Origin of the sequence: Alistipes provencensis (assembly GCF_900083545.1) — a bacterium.
In the GTDB taxonomy this organism is placed as follows: domain Bacteria; phylum Bacteroidota; class Bacteroidia; order Bacteroidales; family Rikenellaceae; genus Alistipes; species Alistipes provencensis.
In genome coordinates this window covers 112,719-132,232 of the sequence record NZ_LT559262.1, presented here as the reverse complement: position 1 = coordinate 132,232, position 19,514 = coordinate 112,719, and the positions used below count along the sequence as shown (strand labels likewise).

General features: G+C 59.5%; 17 protein-coding genes. 5 read left to right on the top strand and 12 right to left on the bottom strand.

Annotated features, from left to right (window positions below; genetic code table 11):
* Window positions 1-338: 338 nt before the first annotated feature.
* From BN5935_RS00670 to BN5935_RS00650, 5 genes are all read left to right on the top strand, one after another.
* Window positions 339-1,883 carry a glycine--tRNA ligase gene (locus tag BN5935_RS00670; RefSeq protein ID WP_064974383.1) on the top strand — a complete coding sequence of 515 codons (1,545 nt, stop codon included), beginning with the start codon at window positions 339-341 and terminating at the stop codon, window positions 1,881-1,883.
* Between the two features lies 1 nt (window position 1,884).
* On the top strand, window positions 1,885-2,304 hold the full coding sequence (ruvX, locus tag BN5935_RS00665; protein ID WP_064974382.1) for a Holliday junction resolvase RuvX: 420 nt from the start codon (window positions 1,885-1,887) through the stop codon (window positions 2,302-2,304).
* A gap of 134 nt (window positions 2,305-2,438) precedes the next feature.
* The gene (gene def / locus BN5935_RS00660; RefSeq protein ID WP_064974381.1) at window positions 2,439-2,984 is read left to right on the top strand and encodes a peptide deformylase; all 546 of its coding nucleotides are present in this window, start codon (window positions 2,439-2,441) and stop codon (window positions 2,982-2,984) included.
* Window positions 2,985-2,991: 7 nt separating this feature from the next.
* A complete protein-coding gene (locus BN5935_RS00655) occupies window positions 2,992-3,294 on the top strand; it encodes a TRL-like family protein (protein ID WP_064974380.1) in 303 nt (100 codons plus the stop codon).
* Complete coding sequence (locus BN5935_RS00650; protein ID WP_235820962.1) at window positions 3,287-3,811, top strand: hypothetical protein; 525 nt, start codon at window positions 3,287-3,289, stop codon at window positions 3,809-3,811. The genes BN5935_RS00655 and BN5935_RS00650 overlap by 8 nt, the downstream gene beginning before the upstream one ends.
* A 77-nt stretch (window positions 3,812-3,888) precedes the next feature.
* Here BN5935_RS00650 and BN5935_RS00645 read toward each other — a convergent pair whose 3' ends face one another.
* The 12 genes from BN5935_RS00645 to BN5935_RS00590 all read right to left on the bottom strand — a co-directional run bounded on the left by BN5935_RS00645 (window position 3,889) and on the right by BN5935_RS00590 (window position 19,509).
* Window positions 3,889-4,350, bottom strand: a complete 462-nt coding sequence (locus tag BN5935_RS00645; protein ID WP_064974379.1) for an outer membrane beta-barrel protein — start codon at window positions 4,348-4,350, stop codon at window positions 3,889-3,891.
* A 183-nt stretch (window positions 4,351-4,533) separates the two neighbouring features.
* Complete coding sequence (gene ppdK, locus BN5935_RS00640) at window positions 4,534-7,263, bottom strand: pyruvate, phosphate dikinase (protein WP_064974378.1); 2,730 nt, start codon at window positions 7,261-7,263, stop codon at window positions 4,534-4,536.
* A 164-nt stretch (window positions 7,264-7,427) separates the two neighbouring features.
* Window positions 7,428-8,243: an endonuclease/exonuclease/phosphatase family protein gene (locus BN5935_RS00635; protein WP_235820961.1), complete on the bottom strand. Its 816-nt coding sequence runs from the start codon at window positions 8,241-8,243 to the stop codon at window positions 7,428-7,430.
* Window positions 8,244-8,298: 55 nt separating this feature from the next.
* Entirely contained in the window at window positions 8,299-9,390 is a 1,092-nt protein-coding gene (locus BN5935_RS00630; RefSeq protein WP_082943971.1) for an SGNH/GDSL hydrolase family protein, read from the bottom strand.
* Between the two features lie 16 nt (window positions 9,391-9,406).
* Window positions 9,407-10,609, bottom strand: a complete 1,203-nt coding sequence (gene mnmA / locus BN5935_RS00625) for a tRNA 2-thiouridine(34) synthase MnmA (protein ID WP_064974376.1) — start codon at window positions 10,607-10,609, stop codon at window positions 9,407-9,409.
* Window position 10,610: 1 nt separating this feature from the next.
* Window positions 10,611-11,126, bottom strand: a complete 516-nt coding sequence (gene rimM / locus BN5935_RS00620) for a ribosome maturation factor RimM (protein WP_064974375.1) — start codon at window positions 11,124-11,126, stop codon at window positions 10,611-10,613.
* 120 nt (window positions 11,127-11,246) lie between these two features.
* Entirely contained in the window at window positions 11,247-11,804 is a 558-nt protein-coding gene (locus tag BN5935_RS00615; protein WP_064974374.1) for a 30S ribosomal protein S16, read from the bottom strand.
* A 257-nt stretch (window positions 11,805-12,061) separates the two neighbouring features.
* Window positions 12,062-13,135 (bottom strand): SGNH/GDSL hydrolase family protein, encoded by a 1,074-nt coding sequence (locus tag BN5935_RS00610; RefSeq protein ID WP_064974373.1) that lies wholly within the window; start codon window positions 13,133-13,135, stop codon window positions 12,062-12,064.
* 3 nt (window positions 13,136-13,138) lie between these two features.
* Entirely contained in the window at window positions 13,139-14,512 is a 1,374-nt protein-coding gene (locus BN5935_RS00605; protein ID WP_064974372.1) for an MFS transporter, read from the bottom strand.
* Complete coding sequence (locus BN5935_RS00600) at window positions 14,502-15,371, bottom strand: sugar phosphate isomerase/epimerase family protein (RefSeq protein WP_064974371.1); 870 nt, start codon at window positions 15,369-15,371, stop codon at window positions 14,502-14,504. Before BN5935_RS00600 ends, BN5935_RS00605 begins: the two co-directional genes overlap by 11 nt.
* A gap of 8 nt (window positions 15,372-15,379) precedes the next feature.
* Window positions 15,380-16,897, bottom strand: coding sequence for a phosphodiester glycosidase family protein (locus BN5935_RS00595; protein ID WP_064974370.1), 1,518 nt, complete (start codon window positions 16,895-16,897; stop codon window positions 15,380-15,382).
* A gap of 17 nt (window positions 16,898-16,914) precedes the next feature.
* On the bottom strand, window positions 16,915-19,509 hold the full coding sequence (locus BN5935_RS00590) for a right-handed parallel beta-helix repeat-containing protein (protein ID WP_064974369.1): 2,595 nt from the start codon (window positions 19,507-19,509) through the stop codon (window positions 16,915-16,917).
* Between the last annotated feature and the right edge of the window lie 5 nt (window positions 19,510-19,514).

The window sequence follows — 19,514 nt, the reverse complement described above, 5'->3', positions numbered from 1 at the left end:
TTTATTTTGTTTAAAGGGTTGTTCCCGTCCCGGCAAACAAAAGGCGCAGGCAAAATTCCACATTCACTGCAGGGGTATTGGACGACCCGAATGGTAGAATGATGGAATATGCCCACGCTGAAAAACAGCGAGAGCATCAACCTGATTCCTTACCATTCGTGAAAGTGTCCAATTTTCCGCAGTAAGAAAAAAGCCGATGCGCTTTTTATCGTCGTATGTCGGCGGCCCTCGCAGGCCGTCGGTACAAATATAGAAATAAAATCCCGTTCGAAAGCGGCATTTTCCATTTATTTTGTACTTTTGTAATTCGGTAAATCAGTAAAGTAAAATAGATTGCGATGACTCAGGAAGAACTTTTCAAGAAACTGGTCGCCCATTGCAAGGAGTACGGATTCGTATTCCCTTCGAGCGAGATATACGACGGGCTCGGTGCCGTATACGATTACGGACAGAACGGCGTGGAACTGAAGAACAACATCAAGCGCTATTGGTGGGATTCGATGGTCAAACTGCACGAGAACATCGTCGGCATCGACGCCGCGATCTTCATGCACCCCAAGACTTGGGAGGCTTCGGGACACGTCTCGGCCTTCAACGACCCGCTGATCGACAATAAGGATTCGAAGAAACGCTACCGCGCCGACGTGCTGGTCGAGGAGTGGCTGGCCAAGCAGGATGAAAAGATCGCGAAAGAGGTCGAGAAGGCCCGCAAGCGCTTCGGCGCCGATTTCGACGAGGCCAAATACCGCGAAACCTCCCCGCGTGTCGTGGAGTTGCAGGCCAAGCGCGACGAGGTGCACAAGCGTTTCGCCGATGCGCTGAACGCCAACGACCTCGGGGAGCTGCGCCAGATCATCGTCGATTGCGAGATCGCCTGCCCGATCTCGGGCACGCGCAACTGGACCGAGGTGCGGCAGTTCAACCTGATGTTTTCCACACAAATGGGGTCTACGGCCGAGGGCGCGAATACCATTTACCTGCGTCCCGAGACGGCGCAGGGTATCTTCGTCAACTTCCTGAACGTGCAGAAGACCGGCCGCATGAAGATTCCGTTCGGTATCGCGCAGATCGGCAAGGCTTTCCGCAACGAGATCGTGGCCCGTCAGTTCATCTTCCGCATGCGCGAGTTCGAGCAGATGGAGATGCAGTTCTTCGTGCGCCCCGGGACCGAAATGGGGTGGTGGAACGAGTGGAAGAACACCCGCATGGCATGGCACCGTGCGCTGGGCTTCGGCGACGACAACTACCGTTTCCACGACCACGACAAGCTGGCCCACTACGCAAACGCAGCAACGGACATCGAATACAACTTCCCGTTCGGCTTCAAGGAGGTCGAGGGCATCCACTCGCGGACGGATTTCGACTTGGGCAGCCACCAGAAATTCTCCGGCAAGAAGATCCAGTATTTCGACCCCGAGACGGGCGAAAGCTATGTTCCCTATGTGGTCGAGACCTCGATCGGCGTCGACCGCATGTTCCTGCAGGTGATGTCGGCGGCCTACACCGAGGAGACTTTGGAGGGCGGCGATTCGCGCGTCGTGCTGAAATTCCCGCCCGCATTGGCTCCGATCAAGGTGGCCGTGCTGCCGCTGGTCAAGAAGGACGGCATGCCCGAGGTGGCGCAGAAGATCGTCGACCTGCTGAAATACAATTACAACGTCGTTTACGACGAGAAGGACTCCGTCGGCAAGCGTTACCGCCGTCAGGACGCCATCGGTACGCCGTTCTGCGTGACGGTCGACGGCCAGACGCTGGAGGACGGCACGGTGACGGTCCGCCACCGCGATACGATGGAGCAGGAGCGCGTGCTGATCGAGTCGCTGCCGTCGCTCGTCGACGAGGAGTGCTCCTACCGCAAACTGTTCAAGACGCTGAACCTCTGATTTGGGCCGCATCCTTGCCATAGACTACGGGACCAAGCGCACGGGAATTGCCGTGAGCGATCCCCTGCGCCTGATCGCCGGAGGACTGGAGACGGTTCCGACGAAGGAACTGGAGGCGTGGCTGGCGAAATATTTCGCCCGGGAGAACGTTAGTACGATAGTTGTGGGGAAGCCCTCGCGGATGGACGGCACGCCGTCGGAGACATGGCGGTTCATCGAACCGCTGGCCGGCCGGCTGCGGAAAGCTTGGCCGGACAAGGAGGTGGTTTTCCACGACGAACGTTTTACCTCGGTGATGGCCCACCGCACGATGCTCGAAAGCGGCATCGGCAGGATGGCCCGCCGCGACAAGGCGTTGGTGGATAAGATTTCTGCGACGATTATCCTCCAATCGTATATGGAAAGTATTTCCTGCCGATAATTTGGTCGCGATGCGACAAGCCCCTCCCGAGGGAGGGGCTTGGGGTGGGGGCAGATTTGCAAACGCGGCCAAAGGCCGCGACAACGGCGAGCGAGAATGAGATTGCCTGCTAAAATTGTTTATAGATTGTTTTTATGATATACCCGATCGTTATTTACGGGGATGAGGTGCTTCGCAAACGCTGCGAGGAGATAACGCCCGATTACCCCGAAGTGAAAAAACTGGCCGAGGACATGTTCCTCACGCTCGAAGAGGCCGAAGGCGTCGGTCTGGCCGCTCCCCAGATCGGCAAGAACATCCGCCTGTTCATCGTCGACTGCACGCCGTGGGGCGAAGAAGACCCTTCGTGTGCCGACTACAAGCGCGCCTTCATCAATCCCGAGATTTACGCTTATTCCGAGGAAAAGAAGACCTACAACGAGGGGTGCCTCTCCTTCCCCGGCATCCATGCCGACGTAGCGCGGTCGCTGGCGATCCGCATGCGTTATCTGGACACCGATTTCGTCGAGCACGACGAGGAGTTCACGGGGCTCAAGGCGTGGGTCATCCAGCACGAGTACGACCATATCGAGGGCGTGGTCTTCACCGACCGCATCGCCCCGCTGCGCCGCCAACTGCTCAAGAGTAAATTGTTGAATCTGGCAAAGGGGAAATACCGCTGTGCCTATAAAACAAAATAGTGTGACTATGAAAAAAATCTTTACGCTGGCATTCGCGGCCATGATGTTCGTCGGATGCGTCAAGTCTCCGCTCGTGGGAGGCATCTACACCGATGTGAAGGACGGACTGGCCGTGACGGGCAACGCCGGGTCGAGCAAGGTCGGCACCGCCGAGGCCAAAGGTTATCTGGGCATTGTCGCCATGGGGGATGCGAGCATTCAGGCCGCAGCCCGCGAGGCAGGCATCACGCGCATCCATCATGTAGACTATCAGGCCAAGTCCTATGTCGGGGTCTACACGATCTATACGATCATCGTTTACGGTGACTAAACGCCTGTTGCTGGCTGCATGCTGTGTCGCCGGGGCCGCGTTGACGGCTTCGGCGCAGAACATTCGCAGCCACTACGTCTCGAAGGCCGAGACCGACGGGGTGATTTATCACACGTTCCCGGTGACGCTCTTCGAGAGCCCGCAGACGGGCGACCTGACCTTCGACATCACCTACAAGGAGCACCGCGGCGGCCGTGCGACGATCAATTTCTCGTGCCGCATGGCGCAGGCCGTTCCGGTCGATTCGGTGCGTTTCGAGTCGGGACGGGTGGTGATGGCGGGCCCTGTGGAGAAACTATACCTCGAACCGGAGAAGAAAGGGTGGAAACACCGCTATACTTTCGATGCCGACGGTTCGCAGCTTTGCGGATTTTTCGACGAGGAGGCCGTGCCCGAAGTGACGCTCTATGCCGGGGGACGGCCTTACGCCTACCGGGTCAAGCGTTCGGCGTGGCGCAGTTACGCGCCGGTCGGGTACAAGATATTCGAGATGATCCGTGTCAATGAAAAGCGCTGAGTGTTTTGTGAAATGGCAAAAAGCAAACCCGGAAACCATCGCAGGTTTCCGGGTTTGCTTTATCCGGACGGAGCCGTTTAGAACTTGTAGGCTGCGCCGATGCTGATGACTACGGGATTCTTGCGCCAGTCGTCGAACATGGGTTGCCACTTCAGGCCGGCCGAGAGGTCCCAGTTGCGGGCTACCTCGAAGTCGAAACCGCCGCCGATGTTCAGACCTGCGGCCCATTTGCCGATGTCGTTGGCCGTCAGACCGACTGCAGGATATACGCTCCAGCCTTCGCCCAGATGGAAGACATACTGGGCATCGACGCTGATGTCGATCGAGCAGCCGCTGTGCAGCAGTGCCATGAGCGACGGTTCGATCCGCCAGTTATCCGAGAAGCTGTAGCGGCCGAATGCGCCCAAGCCTACCACGGCGTCACCCGTGTTGGTGTAGATGTTCATGCGGGGGCCCAGCGCCCAATTGCCTCTGTCCTGCGCCGACACTGCCGATACTGCGAACAGCGCGACGATCACCGTAAATAAAATCTTTTTCATTTTTCCGTTTTTTATGTTGAATAAACGTTTTCAAACTGTTTGCCAAACAAAAATAGAAAATTTTCCCATAACGGCCAAACATATTCAACGAACCGCGGGGTTTTGCCGACGAAAAGAAAACCCGCAGCCGTCGTGCTGCGGGTTTTCGGAATTTGTTCCGGGCCGTTTCCGGCACCGGGGTTGCTATTTCTGGTTGAGCGCTGCGTGTGCGGCCGCCAGACGTGCGATGGGCACGCGGAAGGGCGAGCAGCTCACATAGTTCAACCCTGCATAGTGGCAGAATTCCACCGACGAAGGCTCGCCTCCGTGCTCGCCGCAGATGCCGCACTTGAGCGTCGGGCGCTTGCCGCGGCCCTTGAATACGGCTTCGCGGATCAACTGGCCTACGCCGTTCTGGTCGAGAATCTGGAACGGGTCGTTCTTCAGGATGCCTTTGTCCAGATAGACGGGCAGGAACTTGCCGATGTCGTCGCGCGAGAATCCGAGGGTCATCTGCGTCAGGTCGTTCGTACCGAACGAGAAGAACTCGGCGACCTCGGCGATCTGGTTGGCCGTCACGGCGGCGCGCGGAACCTCGATCATCGTGCCGACCATGTAGTCGATCTTGTCGTTGCGCTCCGAGAATACCTGCTCGGCCGTAGCGTCGATGATGCTCTTCTGGTAGCGCAGCTCCTTGTGGTTGCCCACCAGCGGCACCATGATCTCCACATGTACGGGCATGCCCGAAGCCTTGACGTTCATGGCAGCCTCGATGATGGCGCGGGCCTGCATCTCGGTGATCTCGGGGTAGGTGTTGCCCAGACGGCAGCCGCGGTGTCCCAGCATGGGGTTGAACTCGGCCAGCGACTCGACCTTGGCGACGATCTTGGCGAGGGGCACGCCCATCTCGGCGGCCATCTCTTTCTGACCCTTCTCATCGTGGGGCACGAACTCGTGCAGGGGCGGGTCGAGCAGGCGGACGGTCACGGGGAATCCGTTCATGGCCTTGAACAGCCCTTCGAAGTCACCGCGCTGGATCGGCAGCAGCTTGGCGAGCGCCACGCGGCGTCCGGCCTCGTCGTCGGCGAGGATCATCTCGCGGAAAGCCTTGATGCGGTCGCCCTCGAAAAACATGTGCTCCGTGCGGCAGAGGCCGATACCCTCGGCGCCGAATGCGAATGCCTGTGCGGCGTCCTTCGGGGTGTCGGCGTTGGCGCGGACCTTCATGACGGAGTATTTGCCTGCGAGGTCCATCAGCTTGCCGAAATCGCCGCTCAGGTCGGCGGCTTGGGTGGCTACCTGACCGAGGTAAACCTCGCCCGTCGAGCCGTTGAGCGAAATCCAGTCGCCCTCCTTGACCGTGAATCCGTTGACCTGAATCGTGCGGGTCTTGTAGTCGATCTGCAGTTCGCCGGCGCCCGATACGCAGCATTTGCCCATGCCGCGGGCCACGACGGCCGCGTGGGAGGTCATGCCGCCGCGTGCGGTCAGGATACCTGCTGCGTCGAGCATACCCTTGAGGTCCTCGGGCGAGGTCTCGATGCGCACCAGAATGGCGCGCGTTCCGTTCTTCTCGAGCACCTTCTCGGCGTCCTCGGCGAAGAATACCACGGGACCCGTTGCGGCGCCCGGCGATGCGGGCAGACCCTTGGTGATGACCTGTGCGTTGGAGATGGCCTTCTTGTCGAAGACGGGGTGGAGCAACTCGTCGAGCTTCGCGGGCTCGCAGCGCAGCACGGCGGTCTTCTCATCGATCAGCCCCTCGCGCAGCATGTCCATGGCGATCTTGACCATCGCGGCGCCCGTGCGCTTGCCGTTGCGGCACTGCAGCATCCAGAGCTTGCCGTCCTGAATCGTGAACTCGATGTCCTGCATGTCGGTGAAGTACTGCTCCAGGTGGTGCTGGATGTCGAACAGCTCCTTGTAAACCTCGGGCATCACCTCTTCGAGCGAGGGGAATTTCGCCTTGCGGTCCTCTTCCGAGACCTTCTGGGCTACGGCCCAGCGTTTCGAACCCTCGATCGTGATCTGCTGCGGGGTGCGGATGCCGGCCACGACGTCCTCGCCTTGGGCGTTGATGAGGTACTCGCCGTTGAAGAGGTTCTCACCCGTGGCGGCGTCGCGCGAGAAGGCTACGCCCGTTGCGGAGTTCGAACCCATGTTGCCGAATACCATGGCCTGCACCGATACGGCCGTGCCCCATTCGGCGGGGATGTTGTTGAGCTTGCGGTAGAGGATGGCGCGGTCGTTCATCCACGAACCGAACACGGCGCAGACGGCGCCCCAGAGCTGATCCCACGGATTGGCCGGGAAATCCTCGCCGGTCTGCTTCTTCACGGCGGCCTTGAAGTTCTTCACCAGCTCTTTCAGGTCGTCGGTCGTCAGGTCGGTGTCGTTCTTGACGCCCTTCTTCTCCTTCTGCTCCTCGATGATGACTTCGAACGGGTCGTGATCCTCTTTCGAAACGGGTTTCATGCCCAGCACCACGTCGCCGTACATCTGTACGAAGCGGCGGTACGAGTCCCATGCGAAACGCGGGTTGCCCGTGCGCTTGGCAACGGCCTCCACAGCCTGATCGTTCATGCCCAGATTGAGGATGGTGTCCATCATGCCGGGCATCGAAGCGCGGGCTCCCGAACGGACGGAAACGAGCAGCGGCATCTCCTTGTCGCCGAATTTCATGCCGGTCAGGTTCTCGATGTTCTTCATCGCCTTCTCGACTTCGGGGCGGAGCGCCTTGATGACGGCCTCCTTGCCGTGCTTGTAGTACTCCGCACACACTTCCGTGGTGATGGTGAATCCCGGGGGAACGGGGATGCCGATCAGGTTCATCTCCGCAAGGTTGGCACCCTTGCCGCCGAGCAGTTCACGCATTTTGCCGTTGCCTTCGGCCTCTTTGTTTCCGAAGGTATAGACCCGTTTTACGTCTGCCATAGTTTTTTGATTTTTTTAATTGGTATGTGAATATAAATTTTTTTCTAACACGTTTCCCCGAGACCTAAAAATAGCGGTAACGCCGCCGTGACCGCAATGCGAAATTTTATTTTCGCTCAAGGGATTGCGAAAATACGAAAACTTTTCGAAATTTCCAAAAAAATCTACCGGATGTAAACAAACACCGGAAGCGAATATCCGTAACCGCCGCGGTAGACCCCTCGGGAGTAGGTTGTGAGGGGGTTACCCGTCTTTTGGTCAACCAGATAGCGGCGTACAAAAACGTCGCCTTCGGAAGTTTTCAGCGCTGTGTCGGCCCAAATCCGGTCACGCATCTGCCATTTCCGGGTACTCCGGACGTTGCCGCGGCCGGCTTTTTCGGCCCGCAGGGTCTTGTCGAGGAGTCCGGAATCGGTTGTGAAAAATGATCCTGTGCGGCCCATGACGAGCAGTTTCGCATGCGGGCGCTCCTCGCGCAGGTCGCCGATGAGCCACCGGGCCGTGCGCGGGTCGGAGCACAGCACCAGCCCCACGGTGTCGCGCCCCAGTTCGCCCTCGACATAGAGATAGCGGCGGCCCGGCTCGTCGTAAACGGGGTAGAAGAGGTCTCCGTAATAGAGCAACGCAAAATCCATTCCGTCGAGCGAATTGAGCGTGCGGTGGAGGTAGGAGTAGTCGCCCTTGCAGGCTGCGGCGAGGTCGCGCACGACCTGCTCGTTCTCCACGCCCCACAGGGCGACGATGGGCAGGGCCATCGAGTCGATGACGGCCGCCGTGTTGCGTATCTTGCGTTCGTAACGGGCCGAGGTCCACCGCAGGCGGCCTTCGGGCGTGTAGTCGGAATCGTCGTAGAAAAGTGCCGGGACGGTGTCGTAGATGCGGTCCACGTCGTAGTAGGCGACGCCCACGGGGCGCTGTCCGGCGACAGCGCAGCATCCGGCGCAGAACAGGAGGGATGTTATCAGACGGCTGATCTTCACGGGCGGGCGTACGGTTGACGAACGGTTTCGGTAATACGAATGCCGTCGGTGGTTTTTACCGGACAGCGTTTTTTGAGCTGATCCCGTATCGGCGCAGGATCTTTCGGATGTGGGGCAGTCGTTCCCGGATCATTCGGTCGAATCCCAGGTCGGAACCGTGGACGCAGTCGATAGTCCCCTCGGAGTCCTTGCCATAGTACCATTCGCCGTCGAGGAAATAGACATTGTCGTATTGTTTGGCCAGCCGTCGCATCATCCGGTCGACGGTGTCGATCCGCTCGCGGTGGAACTGTGCGGTCTTATTGTTGAAATTACCTGCGGCGTGCCAATGGGTCTGCATGAAGATCAGCGGTTTGTCGGGGTGTGCCTTGACGAGCGTTGCGACGAATGCGTCGAGCCGTTCGCGGATTATGGCCGGGGAGGGATTCGAGAAGGCGTCGAAAAGAAAGGCGTCGGCATCGGTCTCGGCAAGCAGCCGCGCGAATTCGGGCTGGAGCATGCTGTTGCCGCTGTAACCCAGATTGACGAACTCGATACCTGTCATGCGGCTCATGCGTGCCGGATAGGCCATTCCCGGGCGGCTGGCCGACGCCCCGTGGGTAATGCTCGACCCGAAGACGATGACACGGTGTTTGTAAGGCGATGCAAGCGGCGTGACGGAAGCGTCGTCGTCCACGCCGATCTCCAGTGTCAGCAGTTCGCTCCAGGTCGGCAGGTAGAGCATGCACTCTCTGGGCTGTCGGTCCATGTGTTCGATGATGGTGCTGGCGTGCCGGTCTTCCAGTCCGGGACGAGCCGCGCCGGCCATCATCCAGGTGTCGTTCTGGCGGATATAGAGGTCCATGCCGCGTTGCATGACCGGACTCATGTTCCAACCGTAGTTGCGCGGGGTAGTAGTCCAGCGGGCCTCGATAGAGCGGCTGTTGGTGGTGAAGAGTACCGCGACACCGGCCGGATAACCGCAATAACGGCGGATGGTGGCGTTGTCAAAATGGTAACGGGCCGTGTCGACCCGGTAATAGGGATTTTCCTTCATAGGGCAGGTGCGGCCGATGAGGGTCAGTGTCGAGGCATCGACATACTTGCGGGCTGTGGCGGTATGGAGGCAAAGTACTCCGGCGGCGATCAGGATGAAATGTTTTATCATAGTGAGTTCGATTAGGTTATTGCCCGATCACTCCCGAGCCGACCAGTTCGTCGCCGTCGTACCATGCGGCGAACTGCCCCGGGGTGATGCCCCGCTGGGGCTCGTCGAAGAGGATGTACAATCCCTGCGAACGCATGTAGAGCGTCGCTCCCTGTAAAGGTTGGCGGTAGCGGATGCGCACGGAGAACCGGGCGCTCTGGCCGGGCGTCATCGTGCGCGAGGGGTTGACCCAGTGAATTTCCCCGGGAACGATGTGCAGCGCCGGACGCCACAGCCCCGGGTGTGCGTCGCCCTCGCCGACGTAGATCACGTTCTGCGCCACGTCCGTTGCGAGGATGAACAGCGACTCCTTGCGTCCCCCGATGCCGAGGCCCTTGCGTTGGCCGACGGTGTAGAAATGGGCGCCGTTGTGCTCGCCGATCTTCTTGCCGTCGCGCACGGTGTAGTGCCACGGTTCGGCCAGTGCCGCCAACTGTTCGTCCGAGGGTTCGGAACCGTCTGCGGGAGGTGCTTCCCGGCGGAATTTCGGCCAGACGGGGAGTATTTCGTGCACATTGCCCCGCTTGGGGGTGAGTTTCTGCTGGAGGAAAGTCGGCAGATCGACCTTGCCGACGAAGCAGATGCCCTGCGAATCCTTGCGCTTGGCCGTGGCGAGGTTTTGCTCGGCGGCGATGCGCCGCACCTCGGGTTTCAGCAAATCCCCGACGGGGAACAGCGCGTAGCGCAACTGTTCCTGCGAAAGCTGACAGAGGAAATAACTCTGGTCCTTGTTGGGATCGCTGCCGGCCAGCAGTTTATAGACCGTGCTACCGTCGGGCGACACCTCTTCCGCCTTGCGGCAGTAGTGGCCCGTGGCGACGTAGTCGGCTCCGAGTTTCAGCGCTTCGCCGAGGAAAACATCGAATTTGATCTCGCGGTTGCACAGCACGTCGGGATTGGGCGTGCGTCCCTGCTCGTATTCGGCGAACATATACTCGACCACACGTTTGCGGTATTCGTCCGAGAGGTCGACCACATGCAGGGCGATGTCGAGCTTTTTGGCCACCAGTTCGGCGAAAACCCGGTCGTCGTGCCACGGACAGTCGCCCTCGAGCGTCCCCGTAGTGTCGTGCCAGTTGATCATGAACAGGCCGATGACCTCGTGTCCCTGCTGTTTCAGCAGCCAAGCCGCCACCGACGAATCGACGCCGCCCGAAAGTCCGATTACCACCCGTGCCATTCTATTCCAATGTCAAAAGTCCTTCGGGGAGCACCAGATGCATCGTGCGGCGTTCGAAGTCGATATGTGCGATAAACTCCTCGGCGGCGGGGACCAGTATCCTCCGTCCGCCGGTCTCCAGTTCGAACAGCGGATTGGCGTCGCTGTCGTAATAGTCCGAGATCGTTCCTTTGAATTTTTCCGGCGCCCCTGTCTCCTCGGCCTCGACGGAAAAGCCGATCAGATCCTCGAGGTAGAATTCGTCGTCCTCGTCGTCCTCCTCCAGTTCGATGCGGAACTCCAGCCCCAGCAACTCCTGTACCCGGCGCTCGGTGTCGAAGTCGGCGAACGCGGCGGTGGCTCCCGACTGACCGCGGCGTTCGAACCGCTCGCACCAGAGCGGGACCTCCAGCGCGTCGATGGTGACCCGCAGCGGGGTGTCGGTCGTGAAGTCGTCGGGGAAAGCGGGGTAGAGCGAGAGCATCACTCCGCCCTCGGTGCCGAAAAGTTTGTTGATTCTGCCAGCGGGAACGATCATAATAGGGTTGTGGATTACGGTGTAAAAATACAAAAAAAACGGTAAACCGTCCCAAGGGGAAGTTTACCGTTTTTATCGGAGCAGGAAACACTTGCTGGCCCCCCCCTCACTCGCGGCGCCTTATTCAGCGGCGGGAGCTTCCGGAGCGGCCTCCTCTGCGGGAGCCTCGGCAGTCTCGGCAGCGGCTTCAGCAGCAGCCTCGCGGGCAGCGGCCTCAGCGGCAGCCTTCTTCTCGGCGATTGCGGCAGCGCGTTCCTCCTTGATCTTGGCCTCGGCAGCCAGACGAGCCTTCTCGGCCGCCTTGGCGTCGGTCGACAACTTGTTGGCCTTGGCCTCGATCTTACCGGTTTTGGCTTCCAGCCACTTGTTGAAGCGGGCTTCGGCTTCGGCCTCGGTGAACGCACCCTTGGCAACGCCGCCAAGCAGGTGTTTCTTGTACATTACGCCCTTGTACGAGAGAATAGCCCGACAAGTATCCGTAGGTTGTGCGCCTTTCTGTAACCAATCCAGGGCTTTCACGAAGTCCAGATCAATCGTAGCAGGATTCGTGTTGGGGTTGTAGGTACCCAACTTCTCGATGAATTTACCATCACGTGGCGCTCTGCTATCTGCGGCAACGATGTGATAGAAGGCATAACCCTTCTTACCATGACGTGCCAGACGAATTTTAACAGCCATTTGCTATAAAATTTTGTTATAAGTTATTAAAACGCTCACCCGTTCGGGCTTTTAAGCCTGCAAATGTAGGGAAAATATTCCGCCCGGCAAAATAAATGCCGTAAAAATCCGCATTTTGCGGCTGTGCCTCTGTGATTCGGGCCGTTTGCTGCCCGTGTTTTTATTCTGAAAATGCGGGCGGGCAGTTTTCAACCGAAGTTAAAGCTGCCGGTTCATTTCGATGTATTGAGGAGTTTGTGTGCAGAAAGTCAACTGTTTCAGCGGATATCGTAACGTCTAAAGATGCGCGGCAGTTGTTTTTCGAGTCGGTCGGTAATCAATTTGAATCCCAGATCGGAAGGATGTGATCCGTCGACCAAGGCGTCAAAACCCGGATCAAGTCCCGGATCGAGAAAATAAAGATTCCTGTCGCCGGCAGCGATCAGCCTGCGCATGCCTTCGGCAGCAGCCCGACGCTTATGGAGCTCGCCCGCACGCCGTTCGAGGTTGAAATTACCCGTACTCCGAACGACGGTCTGCAAAAAAACGAGTGGTGTCGAAGGATGGGCGGCCCGTATGATAGCGACGAACTCCGCGAGACGCTCTTCGATCAGAGGTCCGAGGGGATTCGAGAAACAGTCGAAAACAAAGGCATCTGCGGATATTTGAGCAATCATCCGGGCCTGCGAGGCATCGAGTTTACAGTTGCCGCTGATACCGAGGTTAATAAATTCGAGTCCTGTGCGGCGCTCCAACTGCGCGGGATAAGCCATACCGGCCCGGCTTGCCGCAATCCCGTGAGTGATACTCGATCCGAGCACTACGATACGGTGTCGGAACGGGTTGTCTGCGGCCGCGATACGAGCCCCGGGATCAACCCCGATTTCAAGCGAGACAATCTGATCCATCACTGGCAGGTAAAGCAGGCACTCCTTCTCCGCGGAATCCATTTTTTCAACGATAACGGCCTGATGCACCGCTTCTGCGGGTCGATTGCAGGCGAACCCGGCCGGAACCCACTCTCCGCTGCGCCGGATGTATAGGTCCAATCCGGTAGCGGCAATTCCCGTCATATGATTGTAAAGACGATGTTCGCAACTCCGCCATCGGGCCGCTATCGTACGACTGTCGGTGCGGAATACGACGGCTATGCCCGCACTATGGAGCAAATAGCGTTTGGCCGGGGCCGTCAGATCCCGATAGCGCGCCGTATCGATACGATGATAGGGATTAGCCGTGGCTTGGGCCTTGTTAACAATCGTGAGCGCCGCGGCGTCGACATAACGCAATCCCTGTGCCTGAACTCCGATCCTCAGCGAGAGCCCGAATAGGAAAATGAACAAGTACCTCATGGATTAGAACTGGAATTGTTTGCGCCGCCAGTTCAGGATGGGGAGCAAAAATGAAATAACCGAAGCTCCGAACCAGAACCAAGCGACCGGCCCGAAGTTGTAAAGCTTCGCTCCCGCAGCATCGAGTGACGTATGGCTGTCGATAAGCCATCCGCTGATGACGTCCTGCATACCGGCCGCAATATAGGAAACCATGCCCATAATCCCGAGAGCGGCTCCTGTGGCTTTGCGCGGAACGATGCTTACGGCCATCAGGCCGCCTATGAAACAGATCAGCACGCCGATGGCAATACCGAACAGCACCATGCTCAGCATGTTGACCCAAAATGCATCGCCGCCGAACAGGAACAGCGCAAGGGCCACCGAGTTCAGCACGCCGAACAGCAGGGCGGGATAGTTGAGGTTGCCCCGGAAAAGTTTCTCGGCGAACCAGCCCGAAAAGACCGTACCGACCACCCCCAAAATAGTATTGATTCCGACCACGGAGATCGCCTCGGCATCGGAAAATCCCTTGGCCTCCTGCAAGAAGAGGATGCCCCACCCGTTGACGGCATAACGCGAAATATACATGAAAGCGCTGGCCGCAGCCAGAATCCACACGCCCGGAGTGCGGAGCACCCGTCGCTGGATTTCCGATACGGCGAGTTGGGAACCCTGCTCCCGGGCCTCGTGAGCGAGTGTTTCGATCGGAGGCAGCCCTTTCGATTCGGGCGTATCGTGCAGGAAAAAGCAGATGGCGGCGACTCCCAATGCACCCGCTGCGGCGGAACCGATGAAGCCCCATTGCCAGCCGAAGAGCGAAACGACGCATCCGACGAAAACGAATGAAAGACCCTCGCCGATGTTGTGGCTGGCTGAAAAGAATCCGTAATAACGTCCCCGTTTCGAGAGCGGCAGCCAACGCGAAAGCGAGATAATGGCCGGAGCAGCTCCCATCGACTGCGACCAGCCGTTGATACCCCACAGAATCATGAAACTCACGAGAACGAACGCCGTAGGAAACAGCGAGTAGGCGAATCCCAGCAAACCCATCAGCAGGTTCATCCCCGCCGAAACGACGAGCCCCGTAGCCATGAAACGCCTGATGTTCGAATGGTCGGCGATGAAGCCGTTGACGAATTTCCCGGCTGCATACATGAAAAGCAGTGCCGAACCGACCATTCCCAACTGCGTGGCATCCAGCAGCCCCGAGTCAATGATCGGTTTTTTCATTACGTTGAGGCTCGTGCGGCAAACGTAGTACAGGCTGTAACCGATGGTTGCAGCCACGAATGTCTGCATGTAGAGCCTGCGATAGCGGGTCCGCTGTTCCTGCTCCGACCCCTTAACCGGGGCCGGAGCGGAAATGCGGTAGAAATTCCGGATCTTATTCAGCATGACGGCGGACTTTTCCGGCAGACTCCCGGATAAACTCACGGGCCGCCGTCAACTCCTCCGGCTCCCCGTAACACTCGAACATCATGATTCCGTCGTACCCCGATTCGCGAATACCTGTCCAGAGCGCTCCCCAGTCGATTTTCCCCTGACCGGGAATCCAGTGGCGCTCGTTCTCGAAATCGTAGTCCGAAAGGTGAACCGTACCGATGCGGCCTTTGCCCACGACCTTCAGATAGTCGGCATGGGACTGGAACAGCAGGTGGTTGGTATCGAAACAAAGCTTCACATCGTCGTAACCGTCGATCAGGCGAAGCATCTCCTCGCCGGTCTGGCCCAGACAGGTGCGGGGCAGGTTCTCGATGCAGAGCGTCGCCCCGATGCGCCGGGCCTCGGGCGCCAGCAGCCCGATCGAGGCGTGGCTGTTCCGCAAGCGCTGTTCGCGCTCCTCGTCCCCGATCGGCTCCGAACTGGGATGCAGCACAAGAAAACGGGGATTGAAACGTCCTGCCAATGCGATCATCTCGGCCATGAACGCGACGTTTTCAGCACGGGCCTTGTCGTCGAGTACCGAGATGTCCAGCGTGCGCGAGAAGGGCAGGTGGACGGACCAGACCTTCAGCCCCGAGGTTTTGATGTCCGCAAGGGCCTTTTCGGCCCGTTCGTAAATCTCCTCATGCGTCTTGGCCGGACGCCAGAAATCGTTGATCGTGACTTCGATGTATTCCAGACCGCCTTTGCGGTTCTCCTCCATGGATGCGGCGCCTATATCCTTCCAGCGTCCCATCGATTTGCCGATCGGCTGTGCGGAGACGCCTCCGCACAGCAGGATCGACAGAGTCAATGCCATTGCTTTTTTCATTTTGACCGTTAGTTTTTGGATTTGACGATTGCAAGCCCGTTCACCACCTCGCGGTCACCCGCCGTGTCGGTCGGACGGTTGCGGGTCTCGAACGTTTCCGACTTGCGGACGGCGAAAGTCGACGATCCGCCGCCGTCGAGATTGATAGCCTCCCAGATGTCGAAGGCCCGGAACATTTTGGACATAATCGCATAAGAAGCGCCGACGGAGTAGCTGTCGCGGCGTCCGTCGATTACGAGAATCGTCACGCGCTTCCCGTCGCGCGAGACGCCCACGGCGGTACGCGGCTCGAGCGTGGTGTCCGTCGAGACCGCTTCACCGTTGGCGAGCAACTGCTGACGGCCGCCGACAGCATCCCGGATGGTCGTTTTGTCCAGCGCAGCATACTGCGCCTGCGTCAGACAGCGTGCCGTACCGTCCTTGAGCAGGGCAAAGACGGTGCAGGCCGCTCCGCCGTCGAAGGTCTCCTTGAGGCAGACGCCGCGACGGTACATGACGCCGTGCAGCAGGTTGTTACGGGCATCGACGGTAATGCCGCCATAAAAGAAATCGCCGTTGACGCCGCCCAGCACGGTCACCTCCGGGCGCTCGGCCTGCATGGCGGCAAGCTGCTCGCGGACAATCTGCTTCCGGGTTAATTCGGCATCGGTCTTTTTGATGCTCGCATCGTCGTCATCGGCCGCCGTGGCGAAAATCGATATGCCGTCATCCAGCGTCACATCGAAGACAAAGAGCCGACAGGGGGCCATGACGCCCGTCGCAGTGCCCATGTAAGCAATTTCGAGTGCCTGCACACGGTCGTCGAGCGCATATTGTTCGTCCGAAAGAATCGAGCCGACCAGCCCGTCGGCGTTGTAGGCGAAACGGCGTCCCATCGGCGTCGAAGCCCCGAGAAACAGCGAACCGTCGAACTCCTGCGTGACGGGCAGCGTGTAGGTCTCCTTGTCCTCGCCGTCTTTCAGCGTGACCGACCCGGAGAGCTGTCCGCCCGAGTAATTGGGTGAAACGGTGACGGTGAGTGCCGAATTGTTCTTGCGCACGGCCGTGATCCATTCGTCGGAAACGGCGTCGATCTTCCAGCCGTTCGCCGCGTAGACGACGACCTCCTGCGTACCACCCTCGGTGGTAAATACGACGGGATTGGGGTCGATGGTCAGTCCGCCGCCGTGTCCCATCTGGCGCACGGTCAGCAACTTGGCATACGACGTTCCCGGAACCGTCAGACGGATGGCACCGTCACGAAACGATTCTCCGTCATTGGCTTCGACCCCGAACGAGAGGGTCGCACCGGGCTCGCCCGAAGCCGTGACGCCGGTGATCCACCCATCGACGGGAGCGGCGTTCCATGCGTGTGTGGACTCGATCCGAACAGAGTAGGTTCCCGCGCCGGAGCCCGCCATGACGGGATTCCGGTCAAACGAGACGGCATAGTGAGTATCGTCGCCGTCGTCGGACGAGCAGGCCGTGAAGCCTGCCGCGCCCAAGACGAGGACGAGCGATGCAATGTATCTGATGAGGTTTTTCATAGCGTGAATCGTCTAAGTTACTTCTTTACGCAGGCGCCGATCATGCGGTCCGTGTCGCTGCGGACAGCACCGGTCTGGTCCGAACCCAGCACATCGGCCGAAATGTCGTCCGAAGCCAGCGCCTTGAGTGCCGCGACGGTCATGCCGTTGCCGAAAGCGAAGTTGGTCGAGGCATTTCCGATCAGCTTGCAGGTCTTCGTCGCACCGCCGTTGTCGGCCAGTTCTGCCAGCATCGTCGAAGCCGTGAAAACAGGCGAGGTGGACTGTTCGGCTCCCGAAGCGTCGTAAAATTTATCCCCAACAATCGAATTCTGATGTTTCACGGCTGCCGTAATCCCTGACTTCACAAAGACGTCGCTGACGGCGGCGTTCGCCGTGTTGCCCGAGATGATGCTGTTCGCCGTCGTCAGCGAGAGCCCTGCGGTCTCCAAGCCCACGCCTCCGCCGAGCGCCGTAGCGTGCGTGTCGTCGTTGCCGGTCAGCGTGCAACTGACGAGCGAAACGTTGACCTTCTTGGCCGCTGCGCCGTACAGGGCGATCGCACCGCCGTAGCTGCCGCTCCGGTTGGCGGCAAAGGTCGAATTCGCGCACGTCACATTCACATCGCCGGACTGATTGTTCCGGGCATAGATCGCTCCGCCGCGCCCTGCCGTGGCATTGCCCGAGAAGGTCGAGTTGGTGACGACGACATCGATCGCGCCGCCGTTGTTGTAGATGTAAAGTCCCGAAGCCACGGCCGATCCCGTCGTCGTGTTGTCGCTGACGGTGCATTTGTCGAACAGAGCGTCGGCATTCGCCGAACCGGTAGTGGTGATGTAGACCAGACCGTTGCCGCTGGCCTCGTTGTCGGAGATCCGGCATCCCGAGAAAGTAGCACGGGCGTTGAGCATTTGGAAAGCAGCTCCCATCGCACCCTTGTTACCGGTGATCCGGCAATCCGAGAAAGCGGCTTTGAGCGACTGATCGCCGCTGTCGTCGCGGATGTACATGCCTCCGGCCGCTCCGCCCGCGGTGGCGTTCCCGGTGATGTCACACCCGGAGAGTTCGGCGTCGAGCGACGCACCTGCCGGAGCATAGAGGTAGAGTCCCGCAGCGACGGCCGACGAACCCGTGGTCCGGTTGTTTCCGATCGTGGTTCCCGACATCGTGAGGTCGGTACCCGTGGTGATCCATGCGCCGCTGCCGTTGGCTGCGGCCGTGTTGCCGACGATCCGGCTGTCGGCGACTGTCAGTTCGGAGCGGATGGCAAAGAGGCCTGCGGCACTGTTACCCTCGTTCTCCGTGATCGTACAGCCGATCAGCTCGGCCCGAGCTCCCACCACGGCCACGCCGGCTGCATAGTTGTCGGCGAGGTTCACGCCGTTGATCTCTACCGTGCCCTCGTCCGCTGCGGTGTTCCTGCCGCCGCGAATGGTCAGGCCGCGCATCACGACTTTTTCGCCGGCGACCTGCGGGGCCGATACGACCACCGTATGGAAGCTCTTGCCGCCGCCGTCGAGGATCGTGGCATTGGCAGCAGGGTCCGCAGCCGCGCCCTCCGCGGCATCAGCCGGATAACCGCCGATAAGGGTGACGTTCCGGGCGATTTCGAAAGTTCGGCCGCCCTCCGTTTCCCCAGCTCCCGTAAGGATGTCTTCGGGCGAATAGGTCCCGGCGGCAATGTGGATCGTCGAACCCGACATGGCGTTGCGCAGAGCCGAGGCGAGCGTCGTCGGGGCATCCCACGAAAGTCCCTTGCCGGCGGCCGTACCGCCGGTCTTCACATAATAGGCCCGCGGGAAAGAGTTGGCGTCGAATTCGAAGGTCTCGCGCATCAGGCGTGCCTGCTTGAAGCCGTTGTTGTCGGTGAAAGTGCGGACAACGCCGTCGTCGGCCCAGATGGTCGAAGTGTAGTCCTTCGTGCCGTAACGGAACGTGAACGTCAATCCGCCCTCGACGGCGAACCAGCCGATCGGAATGCGCAGCGTGGCCCCTTCGGAGAGGTTTAGCCCTCCGTTGAAGCGCAGCACGAGCGAGTTGATGCCGTTGTTGATCGCCACGGTGCTCTGTGCGGCGTTGACGGTGAATCCGCCGGCCATGGCGCCGCCGCTGACCGTAGCCTCCTCGGCCGGAGCGATCGTGAGCTGGCTGACGGTGATGTCGTAAGGTTCGACGGTCAGTTCCAGCACCGACGCCAGCGGCTGGAACGCAAGCTGCATCCGGTTCTGTTCGGGGGTGTTCATCGTATAGGCGAACATCGGGACGCGGGCCGTGTTGACACCGTCGTTGACCGTCTGCTCGGTCTGAATACGGAAAGTCCCGTACATCGAGGTACACTCGTGATAGGCGCTTACGGGCCCGCTGGCCGCGAGGTCCGCCGACAGCAGGTTGTCGCGGTCGGTGAATTCGGCCGCCGCACCTCCCGTTTCGGTGACGAACGTATAGAGTTCGTCGCCGCTGACCACCTTGATCTGGTCGCCGGGCTGCCAGTCGGTCAGTCCCGACGTGCCGTCGATGGACGCCAAGATGCGGAATCCGTTGCTGCCGCTGCCGGCCGTCGTATCGTCGTCCGAACAGCCTGCCAGAGCGAGCAGGGCCGTAAGCGGAAGCAGGTAACGTTTCGAAGTTTTCATGTTCT

What these genes read in the sequence shown, in the direction of transcription:
- BN5935_RS00670 (WP_064974383.1), top strand. Translation starts at nt 339, where the DNA reads ATGACTCAGGAAGAACTTTTCAAGAAACTGGTCGCCCATTGCAAGGAG.
- def (WP_064974381.1), top strand. Translation starts at nt 2,439, where the DNA reads ATGATATACCCGATCGTTATTTACGGGGATGAGGTGCTTCGCAAACGC.
- BN5935_RS00655 (WP_064974380.1), top strand. Translation starts at nt 2,992, where the DNA reads ATGAAAAAAATCTTTACGCTGGCATTCGCGGCCATGATGTTCGTCGGA.
- BN5935_RS00645 (WP_064974379.1), bottom strand. Translation starts at nt 4,350, where the DNA reads ATGAAAAAGATTTTATTTACGGTGATCGTCGCGCTGTTCGCAGTATCG.
- ppdK (WP_064974378.1), bottom strand. Translation starts at nt 7,263, where the DNA reads ATGGCAGACGTAAAACGGGTCTATACCTTCGGAAACAAAGAGGCCGAA.
- BN5935_RS00630 (WP_082943971.1), bottom strand. Translation starts at nt 9,390, where the DNA reads ATGATAAAACATTTCATCCTGATCGCCGCCGGAGTACTTTGCCTCCAT.
- mnmA (WP_064974376.1), bottom strand. Translation starts at nt 10,609, where the DNA reads ATGGCACGGGTGGTAATCGGACTTTCGGGCGGCGTCGATTCGTCGGTG.
- rimM (WP_064974375.1), bottom strand. Translation starts at nt 11,126, where the DNA reads ATGATCGTTCCCGCTGGCAGAATCAACAAACTTTTCGGCACCGAGGGC.
- BN5935_RS00615 (WP_064974374.1), bottom strand. Translation starts at nt 11,804, where the DNA reads ATGGCTGTTAAAATTCGTCTGGCACGTCATGGTAAGAAGGGTTATGCC.
- BN5935_RS00610 (WP_064974373.1), bottom strand. Translation starts at nt 13,135, where the DNA reads ATGAGGTACTTGTTCATTTTCCTATTCGGGCTCTCGCTGAGGATCGGA.
- BN5935_RS00605 (WP_064974372.1), bottom strand. Translation starts at nt 14,512, where the DNA reads ATGCTGAATAAGATCCGGAATTTCTACCGCATTTCCGCTCCGGCCCCG.
- BN5935_RS00600 (WP_064974371.1), bottom strand. Translation starts at nt 15,371, where the DNA reads ATGAAAAAAGCAATGGCATTGACTCTGTCGATCCTGCTGTGCGGAGGC.
- BN5935_RS00595 (WP_064974370.1), bottom strand. Translation starts at nt 16,897, where the DNA reads ATGAAAAACCTCATCAGATACATTGCATCGCTCGTCCTCGTCTTGGGC.
- BN5935_RS00590 (WP_064974369.1), bottom strand. Translation starts at nt 19,509, where the DNA reads ATGAAAACTTCGAAACGTTACCTGCTTCCGCTTACGGCCCTGCTCGCT.